26 protein-coding genes are annotated in these 25,595 nt (G+C 71.4%); 19 read left to right on the top strand and 7 right to left on the bottom strand.

Annotation, left to right across the window (positions count from 1 at the left end; all coding sequences use genetic code 11):
- Positions 1-3: 3 nt before the first annotated feature.
- The gene (locus SD460_RS02365; RefSeq protein WP_290056707.1) at positions 4-771 is read right to left on the bottom strand and encodes a choice-of-anchor protein CoaP; all 768 of its coding nucleotides are present in this window, start codon (positions 769-771) and stop codon (positions 4-6) included.
- Between the two features lie 382 nt (positions 772-1,153).
- Here SD460_RS02365 and xrtP point away from each other — a divergent pair, with 382 nt between their 5' ends.
- On the top strand, positions 1,154-1,642 hold the full coding sequence (gene xrtP, locus SD460_RS02360; protein ID WP_290056720.1) for an exosortase P: 489 nt from the start codon (positions 1,154-1,156) through the stop codon (positions 1,640-1,642).
- Complete coding sequence (locus SD460_RS02355; RefSeq protein WP_318305876.1) at positions 1,639-3,015, top strand: XrtP-associated glycosyltransferase; 1,377 nt, start codon at positions 1,639-1,641, stop codon at positions 3,013-3,015. Before xrtP ends, SD460_RS02355 begins: the two co-directional genes overlap by 4 nt.
- 22 nt (positions 3,016-3,037) lie before the next feature.
- Here SD460_RS02355 and SD460_RS02350 read toward each other — a convergent pair whose 3' ends face one another.
- Positions 3,038-4,894 (bottom strand): N-acetylmuramoyl-L-alanine amidase, encoded by a 1,857-nt coding sequence (locus SD460_RS02350; RefSeq protein ID WP_438860623.1) that lies wholly within the window; start codon positions 4,892-4,894, stop codon positions 3,038-3,040.
- A gap of 117 nt (positions 4,895-5,011) precedes the next feature.
- Between SD460_RS02350 and SD460_RS02345 the strand changes: the two genes are divergently transcribed.
- The 3 genes from SD460_RS02345 to groL all read left to right on the top strand — a co-directional run bounded on the left by SD460_RS02345 (position 5,012) and on the right by groL (position 7,721).
- Entirely contained in the window at positions 5,012-5,530 is a 519-nt protein-coding gene (locus tag SD460_RS02345; RefSeq protein WP_290056703.1) for a hypothetical protein, read from the top strand.
- A gap of 186 nt (positions 5,531-5,716) precedes the next feature.
- Entirely contained in the window at positions 5,717-6,010 is a 294-nt protein-coding gene (gene groES / locus SD460_RS02340; RefSeq protein WP_004559922.1) for a co-chaperone GroES, read from the top strand.
- Between the two features lie 97 nt (positions 6,011-6,107).
- Positions 6,108-7,721 carry a chaperonin GroEL gene (groL, locus tag SD460_RS02335; RefSeq protein WP_290056702.1) on the top strand — a complete coding sequence of 538 codons (1,614 nt, stop codon included), beginning with the start codon at positions 6,108-6,110 and terminating at the stop codon, positions 7,719-7,721.
- Positions 7,722-7,830: 109 nt separating this feature from the next.
- Here the strand turns inward: groL and SD460_RS02330 are convergent, their stop codons facing one another.
- A complete protein-coding gene (locus SD460_RS02330) occupies positions 7,831-8,151 on the bottom strand; it encodes a WhiB family transcriptional regulator (protein WP_026468909.1) in 321 nt (106 codons plus the stop codon).
- Positions 8,152-8,342: 191 nt separating this feature from the next.
- Between SD460_RS02330 and SD460_RS02325 the strand changes: the two genes are divergently transcribed.
- From SD460_RS02325 to SD460_RS02305, 5 genes are all read left to right on the top strand, one after another.
- Positions 8,343-9,287 carry a MerR family transcriptional regulator gene (locus SD460_RS02325; protein WP_318305875.1) on the top strand — a complete coding sequence of 315 codons (945 nt, stop codon included), beginning with the start codon at positions 8,343-8,345 and terminating at the stop codon, positions 9,285-9,287.
- A 40-nt stretch (positions 9,288-9,327) separates the two neighbouring features.
- On the top strand, positions 9,328-10,374 hold the full coding sequence (locus SD460_RS02320; RefSeq protein WP_290056701.1) for a hypothetical protein: 1,047 nt from the start codon (positions 9,328-9,330) through the stop codon (positions 10,372-10,374).
- 131 nt (positions 10,375-10,505) lie between these two features.
- Positions 10,506-11,102 carry a response regulator transcription factor gene (locus SD460_RS02315; protein WP_003073605.1) on the top strand — a complete coding sequence of 199 codons (597 nt, stop codon included), beginning with the start codon at positions 10,506-10,508 and terminating at the stop codon, positions 11,100-11,102.
- A 393-nt stretch (positions 11,103-11,495) separates the two neighbouring features.
- Positions 11,496-12,068 (top strand): sigma-70 family RNA polymerase sigma factor, encoded by a 573-nt coding sequence (locus tag SD460_RS02310; protein ID WP_026468912.1) that lies wholly within the window; start codon positions 11,496-11,498, stop codon positions 12,066-12,068.
- Positions 12,069-12,998 (top strand): anti-sigma-D factor RsdA, encoded by a 930-nt coding sequence (locus tag SD460_RS02305; protein WP_290056697.1) that lies wholly within the window; start codon positions 12,069-12,071, stop codon positions 12,996-12,998.
- A gap of 61 nt (positions 12,999-13,059) precedes the next feature.
- On the opposite strand, the gene SD460_RS02300 is transcribed toward SD460_RS02305, so the two are convergent.
- Entirely contained in the window at positions 13,060-13,455 is a 396-nt protein-coding gene (locus tag SD460_RS02300; protein ID WP_163046648.1) for a DUF5319 domain-containing protein, read from the bottom strand.
- Positions 13,456-13,584: 129 nt separating this feature from the next.
- Between SD460_RS02300 and guaB the strand changes: the two genes are divergently transcribed.
- The 6 genes from guaB to SD460_RS02270 all read left to right on the top strand — a co-directional run bounded on the left by guaB (position 13,585) and on the right by SD460_RS02270 (position 18,479).
- Positions 13,585-15,096 (top strand): IMP dehydrogenase, encoded by a 1,512-nt coding sequence (gene guaB / locus SD460_RS02295; protein WP_290056696.1) that lies wholly within the window; start codon positions 13,585-13,587, stop codon positions 15,094-15,096.
- 72 nt (positions 15,097-15,168) lie between these two features.
- A complete protein-coding gene (locus tag SD460_RS02290; protein ID WP_290056695.1) occupies positions 15,169-15,618 on the top strand; it encodes a DUF3574 domain-containing protein in 450 nt (149 codons plus the stop codon).
- Positions 15,619-15,692: 74 nt separating this feature from the next.
- Positions 15,693-16,217: a hypothetical protein gene (locus SD460_RS02285; RefSeq protein WP_290056694.1), complete on the top strand. Its 525-nt coding sequence runs from the start codon at positions 15,693-15,695 to the stop codon at positions 16,215-16,217.
- 90 nt (positions 16,218-16,307) lie between these two features.
- Positions 16,308-17,441: a GuaB3 family IMP dehydrogenase-related protein gene (locus tag SD460_RS02280; protein WP_318305874.1), complete on the top strand. Its 1,134-nt coding sequence runs from the start codon at positions 16,308-16,310 to the stop codon at positions 17,439-17,441.
- Between the two features lie 286 nt (positions 17,442-17,727).
- Positions 17,728-17,862, top strand: a complete 135-nt coding sequence (locus tag SD460_RS02275) for a hypothetical protein (protein WP_290056693.1) — start codon at positions 17,728-17,730, stop codon at positions 17,860-17,862.
- Positions 17,859-18,479: a DUF3558 domain-containing protein gene (locus SD460_RS02270; protein ID WP_290056692.1), complete on the top strand. Its 621-nt coding sequence runs from the start codon at positions 17,859-17,861 to the stop codon at positions 18,477-18,479. Before SD460_RS02275 ends, SD460_RS02270 begins: the two co-directional genes overlap by 4 nt.
- A 35-nt stretch (positions 18,480-18,514) precedes the next feature.
- On the opposite strand, the gene SD460_RS02265 is transcribed toward SD460_RS02270, so the two are convergent.
- The gene (locus SD460_RS02265) at positions 18,515-18,715 is read right to left on the bottom strand and encodes a DUF397 domain-containing protein (RefSeq protein WP_290056691.1); all 201 of its coding nucleotides are present in this window, start codon (positions 18,713-18,715) and stop codon (positions 18,515-18,517) included.
- Positions 18,716-18,881: 166 nt separating this feature from the next.
- On the opposite strand from SD460_RS02265, the gene SD460_RS02260 reads away from it, so the two are divergent.
- The 3 genes from SD460_RS02260 to SD460_RS02250 all read left to right on the top strand — a co-directional run bounded on the left by SD460_RS02260 (position 18,882) and on the right by SD460_RS02250 (position 22,941).
- Positions 18,882-20,594, top strand: coding sequence for a GMC family oxidoreductase (locus tag SD460_RS02260; RefSeq protein ID WP_290056690.1), 1,713 nt, complete (start codon positions 18,882-18,884; stop codon positions 20,592-20,594).
- Between the two features lie 10 nt (positions 20,595-20,604).
- Positions 20,605-21,315 carry a maleylpyruvate isomerase N-terminal domain-containing protein gene (locus SD460_RS02255; RefSeq protein ID WP_290056689.1) on the top strand — a complete coding sequence of 237 codons (711 nt, stop codon included), beginning with the start codon at positions 20,605-20,607 and terminating at the stop codon, positions 21,313-21,315.
- 99 nt (positions 21,316-21,414) lie between these two features.
- The gene (locus SD460_RS02250; RefSeq protein ID WP_290056688.1) at positions 21,415-22,941 is read left to right on the top strand and encodes an FAD-binding oxidoreductase; all 1,527 of its coding nucleotides are present in this window, start codon (positions 21,415-21,417) and stop codon (positions 22,939-22,941) included.
- Here SD460_RS02250 and SD460_RS02245 read toward each other — a convergent pair.
- Positions 22,938-24,383 (bottom strand): aldehyde dehydrogenase family protein, encoded by a 1,446-nt coding sequence (locus SD460_RS02245; RefSeq protein ID WP_318305873.1) that lies wholly within the window; start codon positions 24,381-24,383, stop codon positions 22,938-22,940. The genes SD460_RS02250 and SD460_RS02245 overlap by 4 nt on opposite strands.
- A gap of 56 nt (positions 24,384-24,439) precedes the next feature.
- Positions 24,440-25,474 carry a zinc-dependent alcohol dehydrogenase family protein gene (locus tag SD460_RS02240; protein ID WP_290055461.1) on the bottom strand — a complete coding sequence of 345 codons (1,035 nt, stop codon included), beginning with the start codon at positions 25,472-25,474 and terminating at the stop codon, positions 24,440-24,442.
- Between the last annotated feature and the right edge of the window lie 121 nt (positions 25,475-25,595).

Below are 25,595 nucleotides of genomic sequence, written 5' to 3'. Positions count from 1 at the left end.
CGCTCAGGCCTGAGCGGAGCGGCGGCGGAAGATGCGCGTCCCGACCGGCACCGCGATCGCGCCGAGCAGGCCGAGCCCGATCCACAGGCCGGCGCCGGACGCCAGCGGCATCGGCGGCGCGGCCGGGCCGCAGGTCGCCGAGGACACGATGACGTCGCCGGAGCCGAGCGCGCCGACGGCCCCGCCGAGCAGCTTCACGTGGATGGCGTTGACCGTGAGGCTGCCGTCCTTGTTGGAGATCTGCTCGTTGAGGATGATCGTCGCGACGTTGATCCCGGCGATCGCCACCTTGACCTGGGTGTTCGGCGCCGGGGTCGCGTCGACCGCGCCCGCGCTGCCGAGGTTCGCGCCGACCAGCGTGGTGCTGCCCGTGACGCCGGCCTGGGTCGCCGTGCAGACCGCTTCGACGGCCTTGGCGCCGACGTTGTTCCCGAGGGCCTTGAGCAGCGGCAGGCCGACGTCCGCGGTGCTGGCCTTCGCCGTCACCGCGCCGGAGTTGTCGTCCCGCTTGGCCTCGGTGTTGATCACACCGGTGGTCAGGATCCCGGTCAGGTTCACCGTCGCCGTGCTGTTGCTCGTCGGGCCGGCGGTGTTCGCGGCCGCGAGCGGCCCGGCCTTCACCGCCGGCTGCCCGAGCAGCGTCACGTCGACGTTCACGCCGTACGCCGACCCGTCGCCGGGAGCGGCCGAAGCGGGCGTGGCACCGGCGAGCACGACGCTCGCCACGACCGCGGCGAGCAGGCCGCCGCGTCGCACGAGGGAGCTCTTCATCAACTGGTCCTCCGAATTCGCTGGAGTTTATCGGGGGGTGCGTGACGGCGGCGCGGATCAACCGGCTTGCCTCGATTCGGCACGCGAATCGACTATCGCGAACGGCGGCTCGAATAGCACAGAAAATTTCCCGAATCACCGGATCGGGTATGACCGGGCGAAGTTTCCGCAGGTCGTTCCCGTATCACTCGGATGGCCTAGCAAGTTCGCGGTCACAACTGCCGAATGGGCCGCTAAACCACCCCTCCGGGTAGAAGCGGGGGCCACTCGTGTTTTACGCTCGCTCCGGGGTCCGCAGCTTGATCCGAGAACCGACACCGAGAGGACCGTCGTGGCCGTAGCGAGCGCTCCGAACGCAGGAATGGCACGGTTTCCGCTGGTCATGGCGCTGAGCGCGCTGGCGGCCGCGGGTGCCGTCGTGGTGCTGGCCGAGCGGTTCTACCGCGAACTGGAAGTGCGGTTCGCCGGCGCGATCCTCGACGTGATCACTACATCGGGTGTTTATGTGGCCCCCGATCGCGAGTCCGTTTACTTTGGGTTGACGAGCGCTACTCCGTTCGGGTTGAGAATGACGCCGGAATGTTCGTCGGCGTTCCTTTTGCTGCCACTGCTCGTTGTGACCATGATCATGCTGTACTTCCGGCCCGCGAATGCGAAGCGGCTCTTCTTTTCGCTCGGCATTTCCGCGCTCGTCGTCGTGCTGGTGAACCAGCTGCGCATTCTCACGATCGTCGGTCTCGTCCACGAGTTCGGCACCGACGACGGCTACTACTGGGGCCACACGCTGCTCGGCTCGATGGTCAGCGTGTTCGGCGGCGCCGTCTCGCTGGTCCTGTTCGTCTGGCTGGCCACGCGGAAGAAGAAGGCATGAGCGTCAAGGTCCTGCTGGCCATCACGCAGGCGTTCGCGCTCACGATGAGCGTGGCGTTCCTCGTCTACGTCGTCGTGATCGTGGTGCCGTACCTGCGCCGCAAGCCCGCCGCGGTCGGCGACCCGGCCGACTTCACGTGGCACTTCTTCGTGCCGTGCCGCGACGAGCAGACGGTCATCCGCGAGACGATCCGCTACCTGCGCACGACGTTCCGCAAGGCGCACGTCTGGGTCGTCGACGACGACTCGGAGGACCGCACCGCCCGCGTCGTCCGGATGCTGTGGCGCCGCCACGGCGGGTACGACCCGTACCTGCACCTGGTGCCGCGCACGCGGCCCGAGGCCAGGACGGGCAAGGGCGACGCCCTCAACGCGGCCTACCGCGCGCTCAACGACTGGATGGGCCCGGAGGCCGCGCGGGACGACGTCGTCGTGGTGGTCGTCGACGCCGACGGCCGCCCGGCGCCGAACTGCCTGGAGGTCTGCGCGGCGGACCATCTCTTCGGCGACCCGGGCATCGGCGCGGTGCAGCTGGACGTCCGGATGAGCAACGCCGGGACGCCACCGCCGTCGCGGAACCCGGTCGGGCGCTGGTTCGGCCTCAAGCTGGCGCAGCTGCAGGACCTGGAGTTCCGGACGGCGATCGCGGCGATCCAGACCTCCCGCGGCTTCACCGGCACGATCTCCATGGGCGGCAACGGCCAGTTCACCCGGCTCACCGCGCTGGACTCCATCGCGGGCGCCGAGGGTCAGCCGTGGCGCGGCTCGCTGCTGGAGGACTTCGAACTCGGCGTCCACCTGCTCACGGCCGGCTGGCGCACCGGCTTCACGCCGGATTCCCACGTGGCGCAGGAAGGGCTCTACAGCCTGCGGCGCTTCCTCGTGCAGCGCACCCGGTGGGGCCAGGGCACCATGCAGTGCGCGCGGTACCTGCGCCGGATCTGGGATTCGCCGCACCTGAGCACGCTCGGGGCGGCGGAGATGATGTACTATCTCGCCCAGCCGTGGCTGCAGCTGCTCGGCTCGCTGCTGTACCCGATCCCGTTCATCCTGCTGGTGGTGAGCACCGCGGGCGACCCGGCGCAGATGTGGACGTGGTTCACCGGCGGCGCCTGGATCCTCTTCGCCATCTACGGCTCGTTCGGGCTCCTGCCGTTCCTCGTCTGGGGCCCGATCTACCAGCTGAAGTGCTTGCGCAGCCGGAACATCCTGCGCGGCGTCGGCCTCGGCTTCGCGTACGCGGCCTACATCTACACGTTCTACGTGACGTCGTGGCGCGCGCTGTTCCGGCTGGTCCGCGGCCGCAACGGCTGGGCGAAGACGCGCCGCAACACCGAGCGGACGGCGGGGGCGAAGGTCGCGCTCGACGCGTGAGCGCGACCTCCGCCGATCCGGACTAGAACGCCGGGACGAGCCGGACGTCGTCCGCCTTCACGAAGGCGATCCGGTGCCCGAACTGGATCTGGACGTACTTCAGCTTGCCCTTCACCACCACGTGGTCGGCCGCGTCGAACGTCACCGCGTAGTAGTACTCGGAGCCGACCGTGCCGGCCGACGAGTACTTCTGGCCCGCGGACAGCGTGTACGGCAACGGCGTGATGGCCTGCACCGGCACGTTCGCCGGGTAGGCCGCCGGCTCCGGGTAGGCGCGGCCGTACACCGGCACCGTCGCCAGTCCCGGCTTCGGCGTCACGACCCAGCCGATCGCGGGCTTGGCCACGCGGGCGGTGCGCGGGTTGTGGAACCAGCCCTTCTGGCCGAGGTACCAGATGGCCGTCCAGTCGCCGCTGACGTCCGCGACGGCGTACTGCTGCCCGGTCGCCGCGCGGCTGCCGACGTCCGAGACGTCCATCGTGGACGGTGAGCCGTCGGTGTGGAGGCCGACGTCCTTCAGCAGCGGCGAAGCGTCGTTCGGCTCCGAGTGCAGCACGACCGCCTCCGAGCCCCGCGGCGCGCACGGCGTGCCGGGGCTGTCGCAGCCGGTGAACGCGGGCTGGTTCTTCGCGAAGGCCGGGTCGATGGTGACCAGCGACGAGCCGGGCCGCCCGAAGCCGCCGAGGGGCGCGCCCAGGAGGTCGAAGTAGTGCGACCAGTCCCAGTAGGGGCCCGGGTCCCAGTGCATGCCCTTGATCGTCGACGGGATCGTGCCCGGCACGTTGTCGTGGCCGATGATGTGCGCCCGGTCGAGCGGGATGCCGTACTTGCGCGCGAGGTAGCCGACGAGCTTCGAGCTCGACCGGTACATCGCCTCGGTGTACCAGGTGCCCTTCGCGGCGAAGCCCTCGTGCTCGATGCCGATGGACTTCGCGTTGACGTACCAGTTGCCCGCGTGCCAGGCGACGTCCTTGGCCGGCACGTGCTGCGCGATCAGGCCGTCGTTCGAGCGGATGGTGTAGTGCCAGCTCACGTACGTCGGGTCCTGCGCGAGCTTGAGGACGCTGTCCCAGTAGCCCTCGGTGTCGTGGATGACGATGTGGTCGATCTTCTGGCTCTTCGGCCGGTCGGCGAGGTCGTGGTTGCCGTAGTCGTCGTTCGGCAGCTCCTGGTAGGGAGCGGGGACGGATTCGCAGGCGACGGTCCGGGGGCACTCGACGTCCGGCGGGTTCCCGGCGCGCGCCGGCACCGCGGTGTCCGGGGCGGCCGCGAGGGTGACCTGCTGGCCGTCGTCGGTGGTCCGGGCCACGCCGGTCTTGACGGTCTCGAAGACCTCGTCGGCGAAGGCATGCGCGGCGTCCCCGGTGGACCCGCTGTACTTCGCGACGGCGTCGTACCAGCCGGTCTGGCCGGCGTGGTACTTCGCGAGCAGCGCGGCGCCGCCCCGGATGTTCTGGGTGGCATCGGTGCGGAGGGTCTCGGCCTTTTGGCCGGTGAGCTGGGCCGCTTCGTCGACCGTCTGCAGCCCGGCGGGCGGCGTGGCGGGCCCGGCCTGCGGGTGCCGGGCGGGGCGGGCGTCGTCGCCGCGGGGGTCCTCGGTGCCTTCGTCGTGGTGGCTGGTCGCCACCCCGGCTTCGCGGACGTCGGTGAGGTGCATCGGGCCGTAGCCGGCCGACGTGCTGGGCGTGCCGCCGTTGGTGTCCCAGCGGGACTCCAGGTAGGAGACGCCGAGGAGGACGTTCTCGGGGACACCGAACTCGGCGGCGGCGGCCGCGAAGTCGCGTTGCCGCTGACTGGTGGTGTCCGCGTGCGCCGGAGTGGCGAGGGCGGTCGTGAGTGCGACGGCGGCGAGGAGCGCGGCCGATCTTGGACGGGACATGGGCATAAACCCCCAGGGTTCAGGTGCCAGACGTCAGAACCTAACCAGAAACTCACGCCGGGGGTAAGAGCCGGCGAAACCCGCCCCGCGCGGCGCGTCCGGCCCTAGAGTGCCGTCATGCCGCTCTGGGTGACGATCGTCGCGTCGGTGCTCGGGTCGACCGTGCTGTCGGCCGTGGTCAGCTCCTGGGTGACCTACCGCGTCAAGCGCCGCGAAGAAGCGAGGCTCAGCGCCGCGGCCGACCTCGAGCGCGACCTCCGGACCGCGGAGCTGTTCGTCAAGCTGATGGACCTGGCCAACGCCCGGGGTGCCGCCGTGCTGGTGGAGCCGGTCGCGAAGGCCGTCTCGGAGCACCAGGTGTTCACGGACGCCTTGAGCGGCGAGCCCGACCTGAACCTGCTGAAGCGGCTGACGCAGGTGGCGGTGGTGAACGGCCCGGTCGGCGGTGCGGCCCAGATCGCGGCGGCCGAACTGGTCGCTTCGCTGGCGGACCGGCACCCGCACCTCCGGCCGGCGGCCCGGCTCGGCCTGACCGAGCTGGGGGAGCTGGTGCCGGAGCTGGACCTGCGGGCTTGGCTGGACCGGTGGGAGGAGCCGGCCGCGGGCTCGCCCCCGGCCCGGCGCGGCGGGGCCTGAAACCGCCGGTCAAGCGATCGCGGGAGGCTTTTCGGCACGTCGGGTGGACCCTCCTTGCGAAGCTGGCACTCACGTGGCTAGAGTGCTAATCGCACGGCCCGACAGCCCCGGCACCCGCGACGGCGGGGGTGGTAGAGCCGTAACCACATCCTGCCAACGCTTTCGACGACCGTGGAGGTCAACCCGGTGAGCGTGAACATCAAGCCGCTCGAGGACAAGATCGTTGTCCAGACGAGCGAGGCCGAGGAGACGACCGCCTCCGGCCTCGTCATCCCCGACACCGCCAAGGAGAAGCCCCAGGAGGGCAAGGTTCTGGCCGTGGGCCCGGGCCGGATCGACGACAAGGGCAACCGCGTCCCGCTGGACGTGAACGTCGGCGACGTCGTCATCTACTCCAAGTACGGCGGCACCGAGGTCAAGTACAACGGTGAGGACTACCTCATCCTGTCCGCCCGCGACGTGCTGGCCGTCATCAACTGACGTCCGCTCGCAGCGCATGACGCCCCGGGCCCCGCACAACGCCGGGGGACGGGGCGTTCTTGCGTCCGGAAACTTCGAAAGGTAAGCGGAAAACGCTATGCCCAAGCAGATCAGTTTCGACGAGGACGCTCGTCGCGCGCTGGAGCGCGGGGTGAACAAGCTCGCCGACGCGGTCAAGGTCACCCTCGGCCCGCGCGGTCGCCACGTCGTGCTCGACAAGAAGTTCGGCGGCCCGACCATCACCCTCGACGGCGTGACCGTCGCCCGGGAGATCGAGCTCGACGACCCGTTCGAGAACCTCGGCGCGCAGCTCGCCAAGAGCGTCGCCACCAAGACCAACGACGTCGCCGGTGACGGCACCACGACCGCGACCGTGCTCGCGCAGTCGCTGGTCAAGGTCGGCCTGCGCAACGTCGCGGCCGGCGCCAACCCGACCTCGATCGGCCGCGGCATCGAAGCCGCCGCGGAGAAGGTCGTCGAGATCCTCAAGAGCAAGGCCACCCCGGTCAAGGGCCGCGAGAGCATCGCCCAGGTCGGCACCGTGACCTCCCGTGACGCCACCATCGGCGCCCTGCTCGGCGAAGCCGTCGAGAAGGTCGGCGAGGACGGCGTCATCACCATCGAGGAGTCGTCGACCCTGGCGACCGAGCTGGTGATCACCGAGGGCGTCCAGTTCGACAAGGGCTTCCTCTCGGCGCACTTCGCGACCAACCCGGAGGAGCAGAAGGCGATCCTCGAGGACGCCTACATCCTGCTCGTCCGCGAGAAGGTCTCGTCGCTGGCCGAGCTGCTGCCGGTGCTCGAGAAGGTCGTCGAGGCCAAGAAGCCGCTGCTCATCATCGCCGAGGACGTCGACGGCGAAGCGCTGTCCACCCTCGTGGTGAACTCGCTGCGCAAGACGATCACCGCCGTCGCGGTCAAGGCGCCGTTCTTCGGCGACCGCCGCAAGGCGTTCCTGGACGACCTCGCGGTCGTCACCGGCGGCGAGGTCATCTCCGCGGAGATCGGCCGCAAGCTGGCCGACGTCGACCTCGGCGCGCTGGGCAAGGCCCGCCGGATCGTCGTCACCAAGGACGACACCACGATCGTCGACGGTGCCGGCACCAAGGACGCCATCGCCGGGCGGGTCGCGCAGATCCGCAAGGAGATCGAGACGACCGACTCCGACTGGGACCGCGAGAAGCTGCAGGAGCGGCTCGCGAAGCTCGGCGGCGGCGTCGCGGTCATCAAGGTCGGCGCGGCCACCGAGACCGAGCTGAACGAGCGCAAGCACCGCATCGAGGACGCCGTGGCTTCGACCAAGGCGGCCGTCGAAGAGGGCATCCTGCCCGGCGGCGGTTCGGCGCTGGTCCACGCGGTCAAGGAGCTCGACGGCGGCCTCGGCCTCGAGGGCGACGAAGCGACCGGTGTCCGCATCGTGCGCGACGCGCTGTCCGCCCCGCTGTTCTGGATCGCGACCAACGCGGGCCACGAGGGCGCGGTCATCGTCAACAAGGTCCGGGAGCAGAGCTGGGGCCACGGCTTCAACGCCGCCACCGGCGAGCTGACCGACCTGCTGGCCGCCGGCATCGTCGATCCGGTCAAGGTGACCCGGTCCGCGGTGGCGAACGCCGCCTCGATCGCGCGTCTCGTGCTGACGACGGAGTCGTCGATCGTCGAGAAGCCGGCCGAGGAAGAGCCCGCCGCGGCGGGCCACGGCCACTCGCACTGACGCTCCACCGAAAGCGGGGCAGCACTCGTGCTGCCCCGCTTTCGCGTCCTTGGACAGCACGAAGGGCGGCACCCCACCCGGTGCCGCCCTTCGATGTTTTCGGGGGCGCTCAGCCGCCGGACATGCTGAGCGCGCGTTTGTCGGACTTGATGAGGTGTTCGCGTTCGGACTCCGAGAGTCCACCCCAGATGCCGTAGGGCTCGTGCACCGCCAGCGCGTGGCTGCGGCACATCTCCAAGACCGGACAGCTCAGGCAGACCGCCTTAGCCCTGGCCTCCCGCCGTGCCCGCGCCGGGCCGCGCTCGCCGTCCGGGTGAAAGAAGGACGCGCTGTCCATCCCCCGGCACGACCCTTCGAGCTGCCAGTCCCACATGTCGGCGTTGGGTCCTGGGAGCCTGCGCGTGTCTGCCATCCTGACCGCCTCCGTCATTCGGTCGATGCCGCTAGCTGCTCTGCTGTGGTGCCGATACTCCATTCGGTGCAACGGCCGTAACGTTAGAAGCGCGCCAATAGTTGTTCAAGCGATTCGGTTCGATTCAGCCGTTAGGCATCCCCCGGATGTGTGAGCAGGGGTTTCGCCTCCGGTTGCCGACCGCGGTGAGTGCCTGGATATTGAGGCTCGTGGGAGCTGGGTCGGGTACCGAAGAACCCACCCTGCCGGTGGCCTCGGTTGCCCGCCGGCTCGGGGTCGCCCCGTCCACCCTCAGAACTTGGGACCGTCGCTACGGACTGGGCCCCAGCCGCCACACGGACGGCCGCCACCGCCGTTACGGCAGCTCCGACATCGGACGGCTCGAACTGATGCAGCGTGCGCTGCTGAGCGGCGCGTCGACGGCCGAGGCCGCGCGCTACGCCCTCGAGCAGATGCCGCGCTCCGGACCACCGCAGCCGGAGGAACCGGAGCAGCCCGCCGACCCGTCGGTGGCCGACGACGGTTCGGAAGTCCGTTCCCGCCTCGCCCGCCGCCTGAGCACGGCGGCGCTGGCGATGGACGTCGGCGCGGTCCAGCGCATGCTCGCGGACACGATCACCGAGCTCGGCGTGCTCCCCGCGTGGACGGGCGTGCTCGAACCGGTGCTGTCGGCACTGGGGGCCCGCTGGCGCGGCGCGAGCGCGGGCGCGGAGGTCGAGTACCTGCTGGCTGAGTGCGTGTTCGCGGCGCTGGTGCGCGCCACCCCGGTGCTCGACGAGCCCCGCAACACCCGCCCGGTGCTGCTCGGCTGCGTCCCGGAGGAGCGCGACTCGATGCCGATGTACGCGCTCGCGGCGTCGCTGGCGGGCCGCCGGATCGGCGCCCAGCTGTTCGGCGTCCCGCTCCCGGCGGAGGTACTGGCGGTGGCGGTCCGGCGAAGCGCGCCGGCCGCGGTGGTGCTGTGGGCGCACCGGCGCGGGGTGGCGGACACGCGGCTGTTCGCGCGCGTTTCGCGGGGGAGGCAGCGGAGCCGGCTGTTCGCCTGCGGACCGGGCTGGGACCCGGCGGCCCTGCCGGACAAGGTGGAGCTGCTGGCCGACCTCCCGGGCGCGGCGGACCGCATCGAGCACGTCCTGGTGGGCGGCCGTCGCTAGCGATCATGTTTTTGTCGGGGGTAACCGCTAGAAAGGACGGGTGCACGAACCCGCCCTGAGGGCCGCCGCGTTCGGGAGCGACCCGCTGCCCGACCCCGCAGCCCTGCGCGCCGCCAGCGGCCGTGAGGCGAGTTCGCGGGAACGGCTGCTCGCCGCCATCGTGCTCGGCGCCCAGGGCCGCTATGCGGCGGCCGCTGCCTTGCTTGAGCGGCTCCGCCGGGACAGCGATCCGGTGATGGCCTCGCTGGCGGCCAGCACGCTCGGGGCGCACCGGAGGCAGCTCGGTGGGCACCGCCAAGCCCGAGCCCTCGACGGCGAGGCCTTCGCGAAGGCCGCCACGCTCGGCCCCGGCCCCGGGCTCGGCCCCGGAGACGCCGCCCTCGAAGCCGGTCCGGGCCGTGACGGCCGGGTTGGCGCGAGAGCAGGCACGCCCGGTCCTGGCCCCGGCCCCGGTGGCGAGCCCCCCGCGAGCGCCCCCACCCCCGAACCCGGCCCCGGTGACAGCGCCCGCGCGAAAGCCGCCGCCGCTCCTCCCGACCCCGACGGCCTCGACGCCGCCGGCGCGCGAGCCGACGCCCTCCTCGGTCTCGCCGCCGACAACCTCGCCCTCGGCCGCCTCTCCGCCGCCCGGAGGCTCGCCGCCAGGGCCGCCGATCAGCACGCCGGGTGGCGGGCGCGGGTCCGTGGGGGCTGGGTCGGTGCCGAGATCGAGCTCGCCGCAGGTCACGGCGCCGCCGCCGTGCCGCACGCCGAGCGCGCATTCGAAACGGCAGTCGCGCGGGGTGCGCGGCGCCATGCGGTGAAATCCGGGATCGTGCTGGCAGTCGCCGTGCGGGCGGCCGGGCTTCCCGATCACCGGGAGATTTCGGACGGCCTTGTCGGAAATGCGTTGGCGACCGCCGAGGAATGCGAACTGCTTTCACTTTTGTGGCCTGCTGCCCTCGTCGCGGCCGATCTGCGCCCAGGACACGCCGAGGAGTATCGATTCAGAGTCGCCCAGGTGTTGCACGCAGTGTTACGAAGCGCAGATCCTTGCGGGAGGAGGATCGCGGGGGAATCGCCGTGGGTGCCCGACCCGGGTGGTTGAGCCGTCGGAATGGGGTGTTCCGGCATCCGGGCTAAGAAACTTCAAAAAAAGCCACCGGATCGTGTCAAGGTTCGGGCTAAAGCGTCCGATAGGGGAAGAGGAATGTCACCCGGCTGCAGGAAGGAAACCCCGTGACGACGGTCTTGATCTGCGATGACCGACGCAGTGTCCGTGAAGGGCTCACCCGAGTGATGTCCGCGGTCCCTGGGGTCAGTCGCATCGACTGCGTAGCGCACGGTGACGAGCTGCTGGCCCGGTACTCCCGTCAGCCCGTCGACGTCGTGCTTGTCGGGACGCAGCGCGCGGTCCCGACGGGTGTCGAAGCCACCCGGCGGCTCGTCTCGGCCAACCCCCAGGCGAACGTCATCGTCTTCGGCGCCCCGGACGACGCGGGCAGCATCGCTGCCGCGATCGCCGGCGGTGCGCGCGGCTACCTCCGCTGGGACGCGTCCCGGCCGGAGCTCGTCGCCGCCCTCGCCCACACCCTCGCGAGCACTTCGGTGCCCGCGCCCCGTCAGCCGTCCGACCCGGGCGTCCAGCTGACGGAGCGCGAGCTCCAGGTGCTCCGCGGGATGAGCCAGGGCAAGAGCAACGGCCAGATCGGCCGCGAGCTGTACCTGTCCGAGGACACGGTCAAGACCCACGCCCGGCGGCTGTTCCGGAAGCTCGGCGTGCGCGACCGCGCGCAGGCCGTGGCGCACGGCTTCCGCCGCGGTCTGGTCAGCTGACCGTCCCCGCGGCAGTTCTCCCCGATCCTGACGGCCGGAATACAGGTGACGACGGGCCAGGGCGCATCGCCCTGGCCCGTACCTGTGTGGTCCCCATCACACTCCGGCGCCCGATGAGGCAGCCCCCGCGACGGTTCGCCGTCGCGGCACCCGTCCCTCCGACGGATCTCGTACCCGTGGCCCCGTTCGTTCGTTGAATCGTCGGATCCGGCCCCGGGTCTGCAGGACAATCCGTACTTACGCGGTTACGGCGAGCACGGCGCGCCGGGGAACACCGCGCGCGTCGGCCCGCAGCGGGCCGAAGGTACGGTAGCGGTCACCGGTTCGAGGTGGAGGCGACCACGGGCCGGGTTCTTTGCACACCTACACGTAACACTGGGACTGTTGTCTGCGATGGCCAATGTGGGGGATGGACTGGATGAACCGGTCGCCGCTGCTGTCGAGGGAGATCCCCAGGCAGTGGAGCGGCTGCTGGCTGCTATCCGTCCACTGGTAGTGCGGTATTGCCGCGCCCGGGTTGGCAGGCAGGAGCGATCGTTCGCTTCGGCGGACGACGTTGCGCAGGAGGTGTGTCTCGCGGTGCTCACGGCATTGCCCTCGTACCGCGATCAAGGCCGCCCGTTCCTGGCCTTCGTCTACGGGATCGCTCAGCACAAGGTGGCCGACGCGCACCGCGCGGCGGCGCGCAACCGGGCCGAACCGGTGGCCGAGATCCCCGACGAAGTCGAAGGCGGGGTCGGCCCCGAGCAGCGTGCGCTGCAAGGTGAGCTGAACGAGCGGATGTCCCAGTTGTTGCAGGTGCTGCCGGACAAGCAGCGGGAGATAGTGGTGCTGCGCGTGGTCGTCGGCCTGTCGGCGGAGGAGACCGCGGACGCGGTCGGCTCCACGCCGGGTGCCGTCCGAGTCGCTCAGCACCGCGCCCTCGCGCGGCTGAGAAAGGTCCTGGCCGCGGAGGAGGTGATCTGAGTGACCGGTCACGAGAGAGGTTTCGAGCCGGATGACGTCTTCGCCAGTGGCTTGACGGCGTCGGAGGCGGAATTCGCCGCCGACCTGTCGGCTGTACAGGCCGATGACGCGCTGCTCGACGCGCTCGGGGGTTCAGACCCGGCGCTGGCCGACGGACTCGGCGACCACGAGCTGAACGCGTTGCTGGTCGCGTGGCGAAGAGACATCGACAGCGAGCCGCTGGCCGAACTCGTCGACGTCGACACCGCCGTGCGCACCGTCAGCACCGCCGCTCTGGCGAAGCGGCACGCCTCGAGCGGACGCCGCCGCAGGCTGCTCGTCCCCGTCGCCGTCGCCGCCGCCGTGCTGGCGATCGCGTTCACCGGGACCGGGCTGGCCGCGCGCTCCGCCGAACCCGGCGACACCCTCTGGGGCCTCGCGAAGGTCCTGTACTCCGATCACACCCGCTCGGTCGAGGCCGCCGCGAACGCGAAGCTCGACCTCGAGAAGGCGAACCTGGCCATCGCGGGCGGCAACCTCGACGCCGCGCGCGAGGCGCTCGACGCCGCCCAGGCCGCGCTGTCGCAGGTCAGCGACGAGGACAACCGCACCCAGCTGATGGAGCAGCACCGGCAGCTCGCCGCGCAGCTGCAGAACCCCGAAGCGCCGGTACAGGGCCCGATCCAGACTTCGGTGCCGCCGGCACCGCCCGGTGCCTCCTCGACGCAGGTGCCGCCGGCCGGCTCGGCGACGTCCATCCCCGGCAGCGGCAGCGGCACCACCAGCCTGCCCGGCAGCGGGACCCCGACGCCGACACCCCCGCCGCCGACCACCGAGACCCCGACCCCGACGCCCACCCCGCCGCCGACCACCACGGGCGCGACCGGGAACGAGCCCGGCACCCCGCGCAGCGAGACCGTGGGCGGCCAGCAGAGCGTCAGCGGCGAATAGCCCGTACGGAAAAGCCCTGGTGAGCAATCTCACCAGGGCTTTTTCGTATGTCTTGGTGCGCTCAGTAGGCGCTTTCGTTGGCCGTCACGCCGTCGGCGAAGCCGCGGCAGTAGTCCCAGCTGACGTAGTCGCCGGGGTTCGGGTCGTAGGCCGGCTCGTGCGGGCGCATCCGCCCGTCGGCCAGCAGCTGCTCGAGGCTGGCCCGCAGCAGGTGCCAGTCGTGGTAGTGCGGTTCGTCGCATTCGCCGCAGTCGACCACGATCCCGCGGACCCCGCGGGGCTCGAGGAGGGCCTGGTAGACGGCGAGATCCGAGAGGTCGGCCAGCAGTTCGGTGCGTTCGGAGTCGCTGATCGGCTCGTCCAGCCGGTCCTCGTCGTCACCGAAGGCGCGGGCCGGGTCGTCCGGGTCGTCCGCGAACGGGTCTGGGGGCAGGACATCGTGCGCCACGGCCAGCACGGTACCCGGCGGTCGCGACGGCTCGCCCACCGCCCGGGGCGGGCGCGCCGCCCGGATATCATGAGGAGAAGGCTCCGAGTCGCCACAGCGACCCCGCTCATCCCGCGCCAGGAAGGCCCTTCACCCGCTATGACCAGCGACGGCACCACCGCCCCCGTTCCGGCCAAGTTCGCCATGCTCGGCCTGACATTCGACGACGTGCTGCTGCTGCCGGCCGAATCGGACGTCGTCCCCAGCGCCGTCGACACGAGCTCCCGGCTGACCCGGAACATCACCCTCGGCGTCCCGCTGGTGTCCGCGGCGATGGACACCGTCACCGAAGCCCGGATGGCGATCGCCATGGCCCGCCAGGGCGGCATCGGCGTCCTGCAGCGCAACCTGCCGATCGACGAGCAGGCCGCGGCGATCGAGGTCGTCAAGCGCTCGGAAGCCGGCATGGTCACCGACCCGGTCACGTGTTCGCCGGACGCGACGCTGGCCGAGGTCGACGCCCTCTGCGCGAAGTTCCGCATCTCCGGCGTGCCGGTGACCGACGCGTCCGGGGCGCTGGTGGGCATCATCACCAACCGCGACATGCGGTTCGAGGTCGACCACAGCCGCCCGGTGTCGGAGGTCATGACGAAGGCGCCGCTGGTCACCGCCCAGGTCGGCGTCTCGGCGGACGCGGCGCTCGGGCTGCTGCGCCGCCACAAGATCGAGAAGCTGCCGATCGTGGACGGCGCGGGCAAGCTGCGCGGGCTGATCACGGTCAAGGACTTCGTCAAGACCGAGCAGTACCCGAAGGCGACGAAGGACCCGGACGGCCGGCTCATCGTCGGCGCCGCGGTCGGCGTCGGCCCGGACGGGCACCAGCGCGCGATGGCGCTGGCCGACGCCGGGGTCGACGTGCTGATGGTCGACACCGCGCACGGGCACTCCCGCGCGGTCGTCGAGACCGTCTCGCTGCTCAAGAAGGAGCTCGGCGACTCGGTCGACATCGTCGGCGGCAACGTCGCGACGCGCGCGGGCGCGCAGGCGCTGGTCGACGCGGGCGCGGACGGCATCAAGGTCGGCGTCGGCCCGGGTTCGATCTGCACCACCCGGATCGTGGCGGGCGTCGGCGTGCCGCAGATCTCGGCGATCTACGAAGCCGACCAGGCCGCGCGCCCGGCGGGCATCCCGGTGATCGGCGACGGCGGCATCCAGTACTCGGGCGACATCGCGAAGGCCATCGCGGCCGGCGCGTCCACGGTGATGCTGGGCAGCCTGCTCGCCGGTACCGCCGAGTCGCCCGGTGACCTGATCCTGGTCGGCGGCAAGCAGTACAAGGTCTACCGCGGCATGGGCTCGCTGGGCGCGATGCAGTCCCGCGGTCAGGCCAAGTCGTACTCCAAGGACCGCTACGCCCAGGACGACGTGCTCAACGAGGACAAGCTGGTCCCGGAGGGCATCGAAGGCCGGATCCCGTTCCGCGGGCCGCTGTCGAACGTCGTGCACCAGCTGATCGGCGGCCTGCGGGCGGGCATGGGCTACGCCGGTGCCGAGACGATCGCGCAGCTGCAGGAGGCGCAGCTGGTGCGGATCACCGCGGCCGGGCTCAAGGAGAGCCACCCGCACGACATCACGATGACCGTCGAGGCGCCCAACTACACGACTCGTTAGTCCGCCCTTTCGATCGTTCCCCCCGATCGCCGCGGCCGCGAAACTCGGCTGCGGCGATCGGGGAGGAGACGCATGGCGATGCCACGACGGACCTTGGTGACGGCGGTGGCGGCGGCGTTCGTCGGGTTCGGCGGCGGACTGACCGCGTCCGCCGCCGACACCCCGGCCGCGCCGGCGCAGGCGCAGCAGTCGCCAGGGGAGATCTGGAAGCGCACCGAGCTGTTCTTCGGCACCGGCAAGCCGGACGGCTCCGAGGTGACCGACAAGGAGTTCGCCGCGTTCTCCGATCGCGAGATCACCCCGGCGTTCCCGGACGGCTTCACGCGCCTCGACGGCAGCGGCCAGTGGCGTGGCGGGTCCGGGGCGATCGTCCGGGAGCACACCCACGTGATCGTGCTGCTGTACCCGTTCGCCGACGGTACCGCCGAACGGGAAATCGAAGGGATCCGCGCCGGCTACCGCAAGCAGTTCCAGCAGGAGTCGGTACTGCGTTCGGATTCCGTGGAGAAGGTTTCCTTCTGAGTTACCGTGACCTAGCGTGCTTACGGTAATCGGCCTATCGCCTTGCGTGGCGGTCGTGGTGTGCACTGGGGTGCATGACGGTCGGCCGCTTCACGCGGGTGCTGCGCACGGTGTTCTTCACGGCCGTCGCGCTGGTGTCGTTGTCACTGGGCGGCATCGTCTGCCTGATGTGCCAGGTGCTGGCGGGCCGGGACGCCCCGACGTACCGCGTCGAGGGGTTCGTGGTGTCCCACGAGCGCGGCGCCCTCCCGGTCGGCGGGGAGGGCGGGGTCAGCCACACGCTCTCGATCGTCGCGGGCGGCCGGCAGTACCGCGTCACCGCCGTCGACCCCGGCCTCGACCTGCCGGCCGGGCAGCCGATCGTCCTCGACGTGTCCACGGCGGACGGCGGCATCGCCTACCTGCGCGCGGGCGGCGGCGTGGTCGACCTGCGCCCGGGCGTCGTCCGGCCGGTCCTGCTGATCGCCGCGGCCCTGCTCGCGCTGGGCGCGGTCTACTTCGGCGCGGTCCGGCTGAACGTCTACCCGCCGGTGGCGACCTGGCTGGCGCTGGCGCTGGGGGCGATGCTGGCGCCGATCGCCGTGTTCGTCCGGGTGTAGCGCCGGCGTCCGGACCCCCGTGCGCAGGTCACCCACGCGGACTAGCGACAATGGGGCACGGCAGATCGTCGTCGTTCGAGGAGGCTTCACGTGCGGGACCTGGTCGAGATCGGGATGGGCCGCACCGCGCGGCGGGCGTATGACCTCGACGACGTCGAGATCGTGCCGTCACGGCGGACCCGGTCGTCTTCGGTGGTGTCCACCTCCTGGCAGATCGACGCGTACCGCTTCGACCTGCCGCTGATCACGCACCCGACCGACGCGATCGTGTCGCCCGGCACCGCGGTCGCCGTCGGCGAGCTGGGCGGCCTCGGCGTGCTCAACGCCGAGGGCCTCTGGGCACGGCACGCCAACGTCGAGGACGCGATCTTCCAGCTGGTCCGCGCGGCCGAGGACCTCGAGGACCCGACCGCGGTCGGCCGCGTGCTGCAGGAGCTGCACGCCGCGCCGATCCGGCTCGACCTGCTGAGCGAGGCCATCAAGACGGTCCGCGAATCCGGCGTCACGGTGGCCGCGCGCGTCAGCCCGCAGCACGCCGCCGAGCTGACCCCCGACCTCATCGCGGCCGGCGTCGAGATCCTGGTCGTGCAGGGCACGATCATCTCCGCCGAGCACGTCCAGCGCGACGCCGAGCCGCTGAACCTCAAGGAGTTCATCGGCCGCCTCGACGTCCCGGTGATCGCCGGCGGCGTCAGCGACTACCGCACGGCGATGCACCTGATGCGCACCGGCGCGGCGGGCGTCATCGTCGGCCACGGCTACACCCCGGGCGTCACCAGCACCGACCGCGTCCTCGGCATCGGCGTCCCGATGGCCACGGCGATCATCGACGCGGCGGCCGCCCGCCGCGACTACCTCGACGAAACCGGCGGCCGCTACGTCCACGTCCTGGCGGACGGCGGCATGACCACCTCGGGCGACATCGCCAAGGCCATCGCGTGCGGCGCGGACGCGGTGATGCTCGGCTCCCCCCTGGCCGCGGCCCAGGACGCCCCAGGCCAGGGCCTGTACTGGACCGCGGCGGCGGCCCACCCGTCCTTGCCCCGTTCCCGAGTGGCGGCCGGCCCGGACTACGCGGTCGACCTGAAGACCCTGCTGTTCGGCCCGTCGTCCGACGCGGAGGGCGTGGTGAACCTGTTCGGTGCCCTTCGCCGGGCGATGGCGAAGACGGGGTACTCGGATTTGAAGGAGTTCCAGCGGGTGGGCCTCACCGTCCGTCGGTGAGGTGTGCGGGCCGGGAACCCTTGCCAGCCCGCGTACGACCCGAACCGGACGTGGTCGATGCCCGGGCCGGACGGCGTTCCGGCGGCAGGTACCTACGGGGTGCCGACCGGCGGGGGTTTCGGGTTCGCTTGCGACGCTGAGCGAGCTGGCCAACGACTGGGACGACCTGGCCGACGAGTTCCGGGAAGACCGCAAGCAGGCGAACAGGATCGCGCGTGCTCAGGGGCCGGGAGTCGAGTACGCCAGCCAGGGCAATGCGGAGCTCGTCCGGGCGTCCGGTGAGGCGTTGCTGGAGACGTTGATCGCGCGTGAGGAGTACTGCCGGGCGATGGCGAGCAGGTTCCGGGCTGCGGCGGGTGACTACGCCGCCGCCGAAGACACGCACCGGACCGGGATCGATCAGGCCGGAGGCAGCCTGTGACGCTCCGCGTGGTTGTTTCGCTGGCCGCCGCGGTGCTGGTGCTCGGCGCTTGCGGCACCACGAACGGGGGTACGCCGGTTCCGGTCACGTCGGTGCCGAGTGCTCCGCCTTCCGGGTCGGTGGACGAGGTTCCCGGTCCGGGGGTGCCGAAGGTCGCGAACCCGATCGACATGACCAGGTTCGACCGGGCGCCGTGCGAGGCGTTGACGCCGGCGCAGGTTGCCGGGTTGCTCGGCTCGGAAGCGGAGACGAAACCCGAGCTCGACGCTCCGGCCGGCCCGACCTGCAATTGGGAGGCTCCCGGAAGGTCCGGCATCGGAGTGATCTTCGGTCACCTCGACAGGCGTGGCCTGACGAGCGTCTACGCGGCGAAGGGGAGTGCCTATCCCTTCGTCGAGCCGCTGGAGCCCGTCGACGGGTACCCGCTGGTCGCTTACGACGGCGTCGGCGACCAGCGGGCGAGGGGTGAGTGCACGGTCGCCGTCGGAACCAGTGACACGCAAGCCATCGACATCAGCGTCAACCAGTCCGAGAAGAACATCGGCAAGAGCGACTCCTGTCAGGCCGCCCGTCAGGTCACCGCGATGGTCCTGGACAACGCGCGAAACGGGAACTAGGCCGCGACCGGCCCCACCTCGGGTTTGCTACGCCCTCACCGTCCGTCGGTGAGGTGGTCGAGGAACGCGGTGAACGCGGCCGCGGAGTAGACGAGCACCGGGCGGGTCGCCAGCGCCGCCTGTTTGGTGTCCCGTACCCCGACGACGCCTGGAGCGGTGCCGACCTCGACGCAGGCGTTCTCCTCGAAGTGGCTGTGGCTCGACTTGCGCCAACCGGTGAGCTTTCGTGGGCTCATCGTGGTGCCTCCTGGGATCGTGTCCCGCCCGGCGGTGTGTCGCCGACGTGAACATCGAGCGCCTTGATAAGTACCCACCAAAACCGCTCGTGTAAGCCTCCAGAAGGGTGACTGGCGAGTAACTTACCTCTGGTCAGAACGCGGACCCCGGGTTACGCTCCTGGGTGTGACTGCCAGTAACACCACCACCAGTGCGGGTGGCCCCGACTACGACGTCGTCGTGGTGGGGTCGGGGTTCGGCGGCAGCGTCGCGGCGCTGCGGCTCACCGAGAAGGGCTATCGGGTCGCCGTCGTCGAGGCCGGGCGGAGGTTTGCCGACGACGAGTTCGCGAAGACCTCCTGGGACCTCAAGCGCTACCTCTGGGCGCCGCAGGTCGGCTGCTACGGGATCCAGCGCATCCACATGCTCAACGACGTCATGGTGCTCGCGGGCGCCGGCGTCGGCGGCGGCTCGCTCGTCTACGCGAACACGCTGTACCGGCCGCTCAAGCCGTTCTACCGCGACCGGCAGTGGTCCCACATCACCGACTGGGAAGCCGAGCTCGCGCCGCACTACGACCAGGCGAGCCGGATGCTGGGCGTCGTCACGAACCCGACGATCACCCCGTCGGACGTCGTGATGCGCGACGTCGCCAAGGACATGGGCGTCGCCGACACGTTCCACCCGACGCCGGTCGGCGTGTACTTCGGCAAGCCGGGCGAGCGCGCGAAGGACCCGTACTTCGGCGGCGCCGGGCCCGAGCGCGTCGGCTGCACCGAGTGCGGCTCGTGCATGACCGGCTGCCGTGTCGGGGCGAAGAACACCCTGGTCAAGAATTACCTCTACCTCGCCGAGCAGGACGGTGCGAAGGTCATCCCGCTGACGACGGTGACCTCCGTGCGCCCGACCGAGACCGGCTACGCGATCGACCTGAAGAAGACCGGCACGACGTCGAAGAAGTTCCGGACGACGATCACGGCCGAGAAGGTCGTCTTCGCCGCGGGCACCTGGGGTACGCAGAACCTCCTGCACGCGATGAAGGACACCGGCACGCTGCCGAAGCTGTCGCGCCGGCTCGGCGAGCTGACCCGCACGAACTCCGAGGCCATCATCGGCGCCGCCCGGACCGACGTCGACGAGAGCCGGAACTTCAGCCGCGGGGTCGCGATCACGTCGTCGATCCACCCCGACGAGAACACCCACATCGAGCCGGTCCGCTACGGCAAGGGCAGCAACGCGATGAGCCTGCTGCAGACGATCGCGACCGACGGCGCTTCGCCGGTGCCGCGCTGGCGGCAGGCCGTCAGCTTCATGATCAAGCACCCGCTCCAGACGGCGAAGCTGCTCAACGGCTACCGCTGGTCCGAGCGCACGGTGATCCTGCTGGTGATGCAGAGCCTCGACAACTCGATCACGACGTACACGCGACGCGGGCTGTTCGGCCGCCGCAAGTACACGTCGAAGCAGGGCCACGGCGAGCCGAACCCGAGCTTCATCCCGGCCGGTCACGAGGCCAACGAGCGCACGGCGGGCCACATCGGCGGCATCGCGGGCGGCACCTGGGGCGAGATCTTCGACATCCCGCTGACGGCCCACTTCATCGGCGGCGTCCCGATCGGCGCAACGGCCGACGAGGGCGTCATCGACCCGTACCACCGCGTGTTCGGCTACCCGGGCCTCTCGGTGGTCGACGGCGCGGCGATCACGGCCAACCTCGGGGTGAACCCGTCCCTGACGATCACCGCGCAGGCCGAGCGGGCGTTCTCGCTCTGGCCGAACAAGGGCGAACCGGACGCCCGGCCCCAGCAGGACGCGCCGTACACCCGGCTGGAGCCGATCGCCCCGAAGAACCCGGCCGTCCCGGCGGAAGCACCCGCCGCGCTGCGCCGATCCTCCTAGACTCGGGGCCGTGACGACGGCATCCGAGAAAGCACACGCGCTCCTCGACGGGGTGCGGCAGCTCGACGACGAGTGGGCCAGGGCCATCGGTGGGCTCGGCGAGCCCGAACTGCGCGCGCCCAGTGCGCTGCCCGGCTGGTCGCGGGCGCACGTGCTCGCCCACCTGGCCCGCAACGCGGACGGCCTCAAGAACCTGCTGACCTGGGCCGACACCGGGGTCGAGACGCCGATGTACCCCAGTGTCGAGGCGCGCGAAGCCGACATCGAGGCCAGCGCGCGGCACTCGGCCGCCGACATCCTGGCCGACTTCGTCGCCTCCGCCGGGCGCTTCGAGCGGTACGCCGCGGGCATGCCGGACGACGCCTGGGCGCGCGAGGCCCGCAACCGGCAGGGCGCGCCGGTCAGCGGGGCCGTCGTCGTGCGGATGCGGCTGTCCGAGCTGACCATCCACCTCGCCGACCTCGACGTCGGCTACGACCTCGATCGCGTGCTCGGCCTGCTCGGCCCGCTCGCCGAGGACGTCGTGCAGCACGCCATCAGCTCCCGTGGTGCGCACCTGCCCGCGTTGCGCCTGGTCGCGGACGGCTTCGAGTGGACGATGGGTGCCGCGCCGGGCGGGACCGTCTCCGGTACCGGCGGGCGGCTGCTCGCCTGGCTCAGCGGGCGTTCCGACGGGGCGGACCTGGACGGTGCCGTGCCACCGATACCGGCCTGGTCTTGAACGCCGCGCCGCCGCGGCGCGTGTACCGGGTGGGCCGCCGAGGTGATGCCGTCCGCCCGCCGACCTAGACTGGGCGTCCCCGGCCCCGAGGAGTCCGCTGTGGACAGTGAGCTTGACCAGGCGCAACCCGCCGGACGGCCGCACGTCCACCACCTCGTGGACAGAAGGACGTTCCTCCGGGTGGCGGGTGTGTCGGCGGCCGGTGCCGTCGCCGCCGCGTGCGGGCCGGGCGGCTCGCCCGCGCCCGTCGCCTCGAGCACGCCGGCGCCCACGACGTCCGGGCCGCCCGCCACGAGGCTGCCCACCTCGCCGCCCAACTGGGACGACCTGCGCGGCCAGCTGAGCGGGAGCCTGCTGCGCCCCGGCGTCGACGGCTACGACACCGCCAAGCGCGCGTTCAACCCGCTCTTCGACAGCAAGAACCCCGTCGCCGTGGTGGCGGCGGCGAACACCAAGGACGTCCAGGCGAGCGTTCAGGCCGTGGCCGGCCGCGCCTCCATCGCCGCGCGCAGCGGCGGGCACAGCTACGCCGGCTACTCGGTGCCCGACAGCGGGCTGGTCGTCGACCTGGCCGGGCTGAACAAGGTCCAGGTCCAGGGCAGCCAGGCCGTCATCGGCGCGGGCGCGAAGCTGAAGGACGTCTACGCGACGCTGGCGCAGGCCGGCCGTGCGCTGCCCGCCGGGTCCTGCCCGACGGTCGGGATCGCCGGGCTGACCCTGGGCGGCGGCATCGGCGTGCTCTCCCGCAAGTACGGCCTGACCTGCGACCGCCTCAGCTCGGCGCAGGTCGTCATGGCCGACGGCCGGGTGCTCAAGGCGGCCGCGGACTCCGAGCCCGACCTCTTCTGGGGCCTGCGCGGCGGGGGCGGCGGCAACTTCGGCATCGTCACCGAGTTCACCTTCGACACCGACCCGGCGCCGGACGTGACGGTGTTCTCGCTGCACTTCCCGGCCGGCTCCGCGGCCGATGTGCTGTCCGCGTGGCAGCAGTGGATCGCCGCGATGCCGCCCGAGCTCTGGGCGAACTGCGTGCTTTCGGGCGGTTCGCCGGTCCAGGTCCGGGTCGGCGGCTGCTACGTCGGCGGGGCGGCCGGGCTGAACACGCTGCTCAACAACCTGACCACCAACGCCGGCGCGCGGCCGACCCAGCGCACCGTGAAGAGCCTCGACTACCTCGGCGCGATGAACTACTTCTCCGGCAGTTCGAACCGGCAGTCGTTCGTGGCGTCGTCGCGGATCATCACCAGCCCGGTGGACGCCGCGAAGGTCGTCGCGCTCGCCGACGGCCGCACCGGCACCGACCTGCTCATCGACGGCCTCGGCGGCAAGGTCGGCGAACCGGCGAAGGACGCGACGGCGTTCTGGCACCGCGACGCGCTGGCCAGCGTCCAGATCTACGCGCCCGCGACGGCGAAGACCCAGCAGAAGGTCGCGCAGTCCGTCGGGGAGGTCGTCGCGGGGCTCGCCGCCGCCGGGGCGGGCGGCGGGTACGTCAACTACATCGACCCGGCCCTCCCCGACTGGAAGAACGCCTACTACGGCGAAAACGCCAAGCGGCTGCAGGACGTCGCCCGGAAGTACGACCCCGACAACGTCTTCCGGTTCGGGCAGAGCGTCGTCGCTTAGAGGTCGATGCCGGTGAAGACCGTGACGCGCTCTTCGGTCAGGTCGTGCATCGCCGCCAGCACGCCTTCGCGGCCGACGCCGGAGCCCTTCACGCCGCCGTAGGGCATCTGGTCGGCGCGGTAGGACGGCACGTCGCCGATGATCACGCCGCCGACCTCGAGCTCGGCCGACGCGTGGAACGCCAGCTGGACGTCGGTGGTGAAGACGCCGGCCTGCAGGCCGTACGCGGAGTCGTTGACCGACCGGAAGGCCTCGTCGACACCGTCCACAACGGACACCGCGAGCACCGGGCCGAAGATCTCCTCGCGCCACGCCTTGGCGTCCGGCGGGACGTCGGTGAGCAGGGTCGGGGCGACGGTCGCGCCGTCGCGGGTGCCGCCGGTGAGCACCTTCGCGCCCGCCTGGACGGCCTCGTCGACCCACGCGACGATCCGCTCGGCGGCGGCCTCGTCGACGACCGGGCCGACGTCGGTGTTGCGGTCGTAGGGATCGCCGGTGCGCTGCGACTCGACGGCTTCCACCAGCGCCGGCACGAACTCCTCGGCCACGGCGGCGTCCACGATCACCCGCTGCACGGCGATGCAGGACTGGCCGGCCTGGTAGTTGCCGAAGGTGGCGATGCGGTGCGCCGCGCCTTCGGGGTCGGGCCAGTCGCGCAGCACGACGGCCGCCGCGTTGCCGCCGAGTTCGAGCACGACGTGCTTGCGCGGCGCCGCGTCCTTCAGCGACCAGCCGACCGGGCCGGAGCCGGTGAACGACACGACGGGCAGCCGCGGGTCGGCGACGAGCGCCTGCGTCTCCTCGTTCCCCAGCGGCAGCACCGAAAACGCACCGGCAGGCAGGTCGGTCTCGGCCAGGATCTCGCCGAGGATCAGCGCCGACAACGGCGTCCGCGGCGCGGGCTTGACGATGATCGGCGCGCCGATCGCCAGCGCGGGCGCGACCTTGTGCGCCACCAGGTTCAGCGGGAAGTTGAACGGCGCGATGCCGAGCACCGGCCCGCGCGGGACGCGGCGGGTCAGCGCCAGCCGCGCTTCGCCGGCGGGGTCGGTGTCGAGACGCTGGACGTCGCCGGTGAACCGGCGGGCTTCCTCGGCGGCGATGCGGAACACCGAAACCGCGCGCTTCACCTCGGCCTCGGCCCACTTGAGCGGCTTGCCGTTCTCGGCGGTGATGACCTCGGCGATCTCTTCGGCGCGGGCGGCGAGCACCCGGGACACGTGCTCGAGCGCGCCGGCGCGGACGTGCGCCGGCGCGCCGCGGAGTTCGCGGGCGACCGAAACCGCCGCGGCGACCGCGCGCTCGACCTGCTCCGGCCCGGGCACGGCGACCGTAGCGACCTCGCTGCCGTCGTACGGGTGGTGCACGACGAGGGTGGTGGCGCCCGCCTCGGGGCGGCCGGCGATCCAGGCGGGGCGCGGCTCGGGGGTGATCATGTCCATGCCCACCAACGTAATCCGGGTGGGAACCCTCGAAAGAACATCCCCGCCCGGACGGGTCACGGCTTGATGAGCACCTTCAGCGCTTCGCGGTTCGCCATCGCGCGGTAGCCGTCCGGCACGCCCTCGATGTCGATGGTCCGGTCGAAGACGCGCCCCGGCTGGTACTTGCCGCCGAGGACGTCCGGCAGCAGCTCGGGGATGTAGTGCCGCGCGGGCGCGACGCCGCCGGTGATGGTGACGTTGCGGCGGAACACGCCCACGCCCGCGGGCGCGTCTTCGTACTGCGGCAGGCCGACGCGGCTGACCGCCCCACCCGCGCGCACGACCCCGACGCCCATCTCGAACGCGGCCTTCGTGCCGACGCACTCGAGCACGGCGTGCGTGCCGTGGCCGTTCGTCAGCTCGCGCACCTTCTCGACGCCTTCCTCACCGCGCTCGGCGACGACGTCGGTCGCGCCGAACTCGCGGCCGAGATCGGTGCGGGCCCGGTGGCGTCCCATCAGGACGATCCGGGCGGCACCCAGGCGCTTCGCGGCGAGGACGGCGGAAAGGCCGACGGCGCCGTCGCCGATCACCGTGACGTTCTGGCCCTCGCTCACGCGTGCCTTCACGGCGGCGTGGTGGCCGGTGGAGAAGACGTCCGACAGCGTCAGCAGGGACGCGAGCAGGTCGTCGTCCTCGGTCGGGGGCAGCTTGACCAGGGTGCCGTCGGCCTGCGGCACGCGCACGGCCTCGCCCTGGCCGCCGTCGACGCCCTTCGCGCCCCAGCCACCGCCGTGCAGGCAGGACGTCTGGAGGCCTTCGCGGCAGAACTCGCAGGTGTTGTCGGACCAGACGAACGGCGCGACGGCGAGATCGCCCTTCTTGAGGGTGGTGACGTCGGCCCCGGTCTCTTCGACGACACCGAGGAACTCGTGCCCGATCCGGCGCCCGTCCTCGCGCGGCGGCATGTCGGCGTACGGCCAGAGATCGCTGCCGCAGATGCAGGACCGCACGACCCGCAACACGACGTCGGTCGCCTCGGCCAGCTTCGGATCCGGCACGGTCTCGACGCGGACGTCGCCGGCGCCGTAGATGACTGTCGCTCGCATACTGGGGCCTTCCCTGGGCTGACCGTGACAAACGTCGGTGGTGCGGGGACGCGTCCGGATTTTCGTCCATGAGCCCGCGTCCCGCATCCCGTCGTGAGTGTTCAGTCGGGTTCTAACCCGA

The organism is Amycolatopsis solani (assembly GCF_033441515.1).
Classification (GTDB): Bacteria; Actinomycetota; Actinomycetes; order Mycobacteriales; family Pseudonocardiaceae; genus Amycolatopsis; species Amycolatopsis solani.
The sequence above is the reverse complement of the archived record's forward strand: the minus strand, read 5'-3'. Positions and strand labels throughout refer to the sequence as shown.

Excerpts from the sequence above, each read along its gene's own strand:
- SD460_RS02350 (WP_438860623.1), bottom strand. The coding sequence starts at position 4,894 with ATGTCCCGTCCAAGATCGGCCGCGCTCCTCGCCGCCGTCGCACTCACG.
- xrtP (WP_290056720.1), top strand. The coding sequence starts at position 1,154 with ATGGCGCTGAGCGCGCTGGCGGCCGCGGGTGCCGTCGTGGTGCTGGCC.
- SD460_RS02240 (WP_290055461.1), bottom strand. The coding sequence starts at position 25,474 with ATGCGAGCGACAGTCATCTACGGCGCCGGCGACGTCCGCGTCGAGACC.
- SD460_RS02265 (WP_290056691.1), bottom strand. The coding sequence starts at position 18,715 with ATGAGCCCACGAAAGCTCACCGGTTGGCGCAAGTCGAGCCACAGCCAC.
- guaB (WP_290056696.1), top strand. The coding sequence starts at position 13,585 with ATGACCAGCGACGGCACCACCGCCCCCGTTCCGGCCAAGTTCGCCATG.
- SD460_RS02355 (WP_318305876.1), top strand. The coding sequence starts at position 1,639 with ATGAGCGTCAAGGTCCTGCTGGCCATCACGCAGGCGTTCGCGCTCACG.
- SD460_RS02285 (WP_290056694.1), top strand. The coding sequence starts at position 15,693 with ATGACGGTCGGCCGCTTCACGCGGGTGCTGCGCACGGTGTTCTTCACG.
- groL (WP_290056702.1), top strand. The coding sequence starts at position 6,108 with ATGCCCAAGCAGATCAGTTTCGACGAGGACGCTCGTCGCGCGCTGGAG.
- SD460_RS02330 (WP_026468909.1), bottom strand. The coding sequence starts at position 8,151 with ATGACGGAGGCGGTCAGGATGGCAGACACGCGCAGGCTCCCAGGACCC.
- SD460_RS02345 (WP_290056703.1), top strand. The coding sequence starts at position 5,012 with ATGCCGCTCTGGGTGACGATCGTCGCGTCGGTGCTCGGGTCGACCGTG.
- SD460_RS02290 (WP_290056695.1), top strand. The coding sequence starts at position 15,169 with ATGGCGATGCCACGACGGACCTTGGTGACGGCGGTGGCGGCGGCGTTC.
- SD460_RS02310 (WP_026468912.1), top strand. The coding sequence starts at position 11,496 with ATGGCCAATGTGGGGGATGGACTGGATGAACCGGTCGCCGCTGCTGTC.
- SD460_RS02245 (WP_318305873.1), bottom strand. The coding sequence starts at position 24,383 with ATGGACATGATCACCCCCGAGCCGCGCCCCGCCTGGATCGCCGGCCGC.
- SD460_RS02365 (WP_290056707.1), bottom strand. The coding sequence starts at position 771 with ATGAAGAGCTCCCTCGTGCGACGCGGCGGCCTGCTCGCCGCGGTCGTG.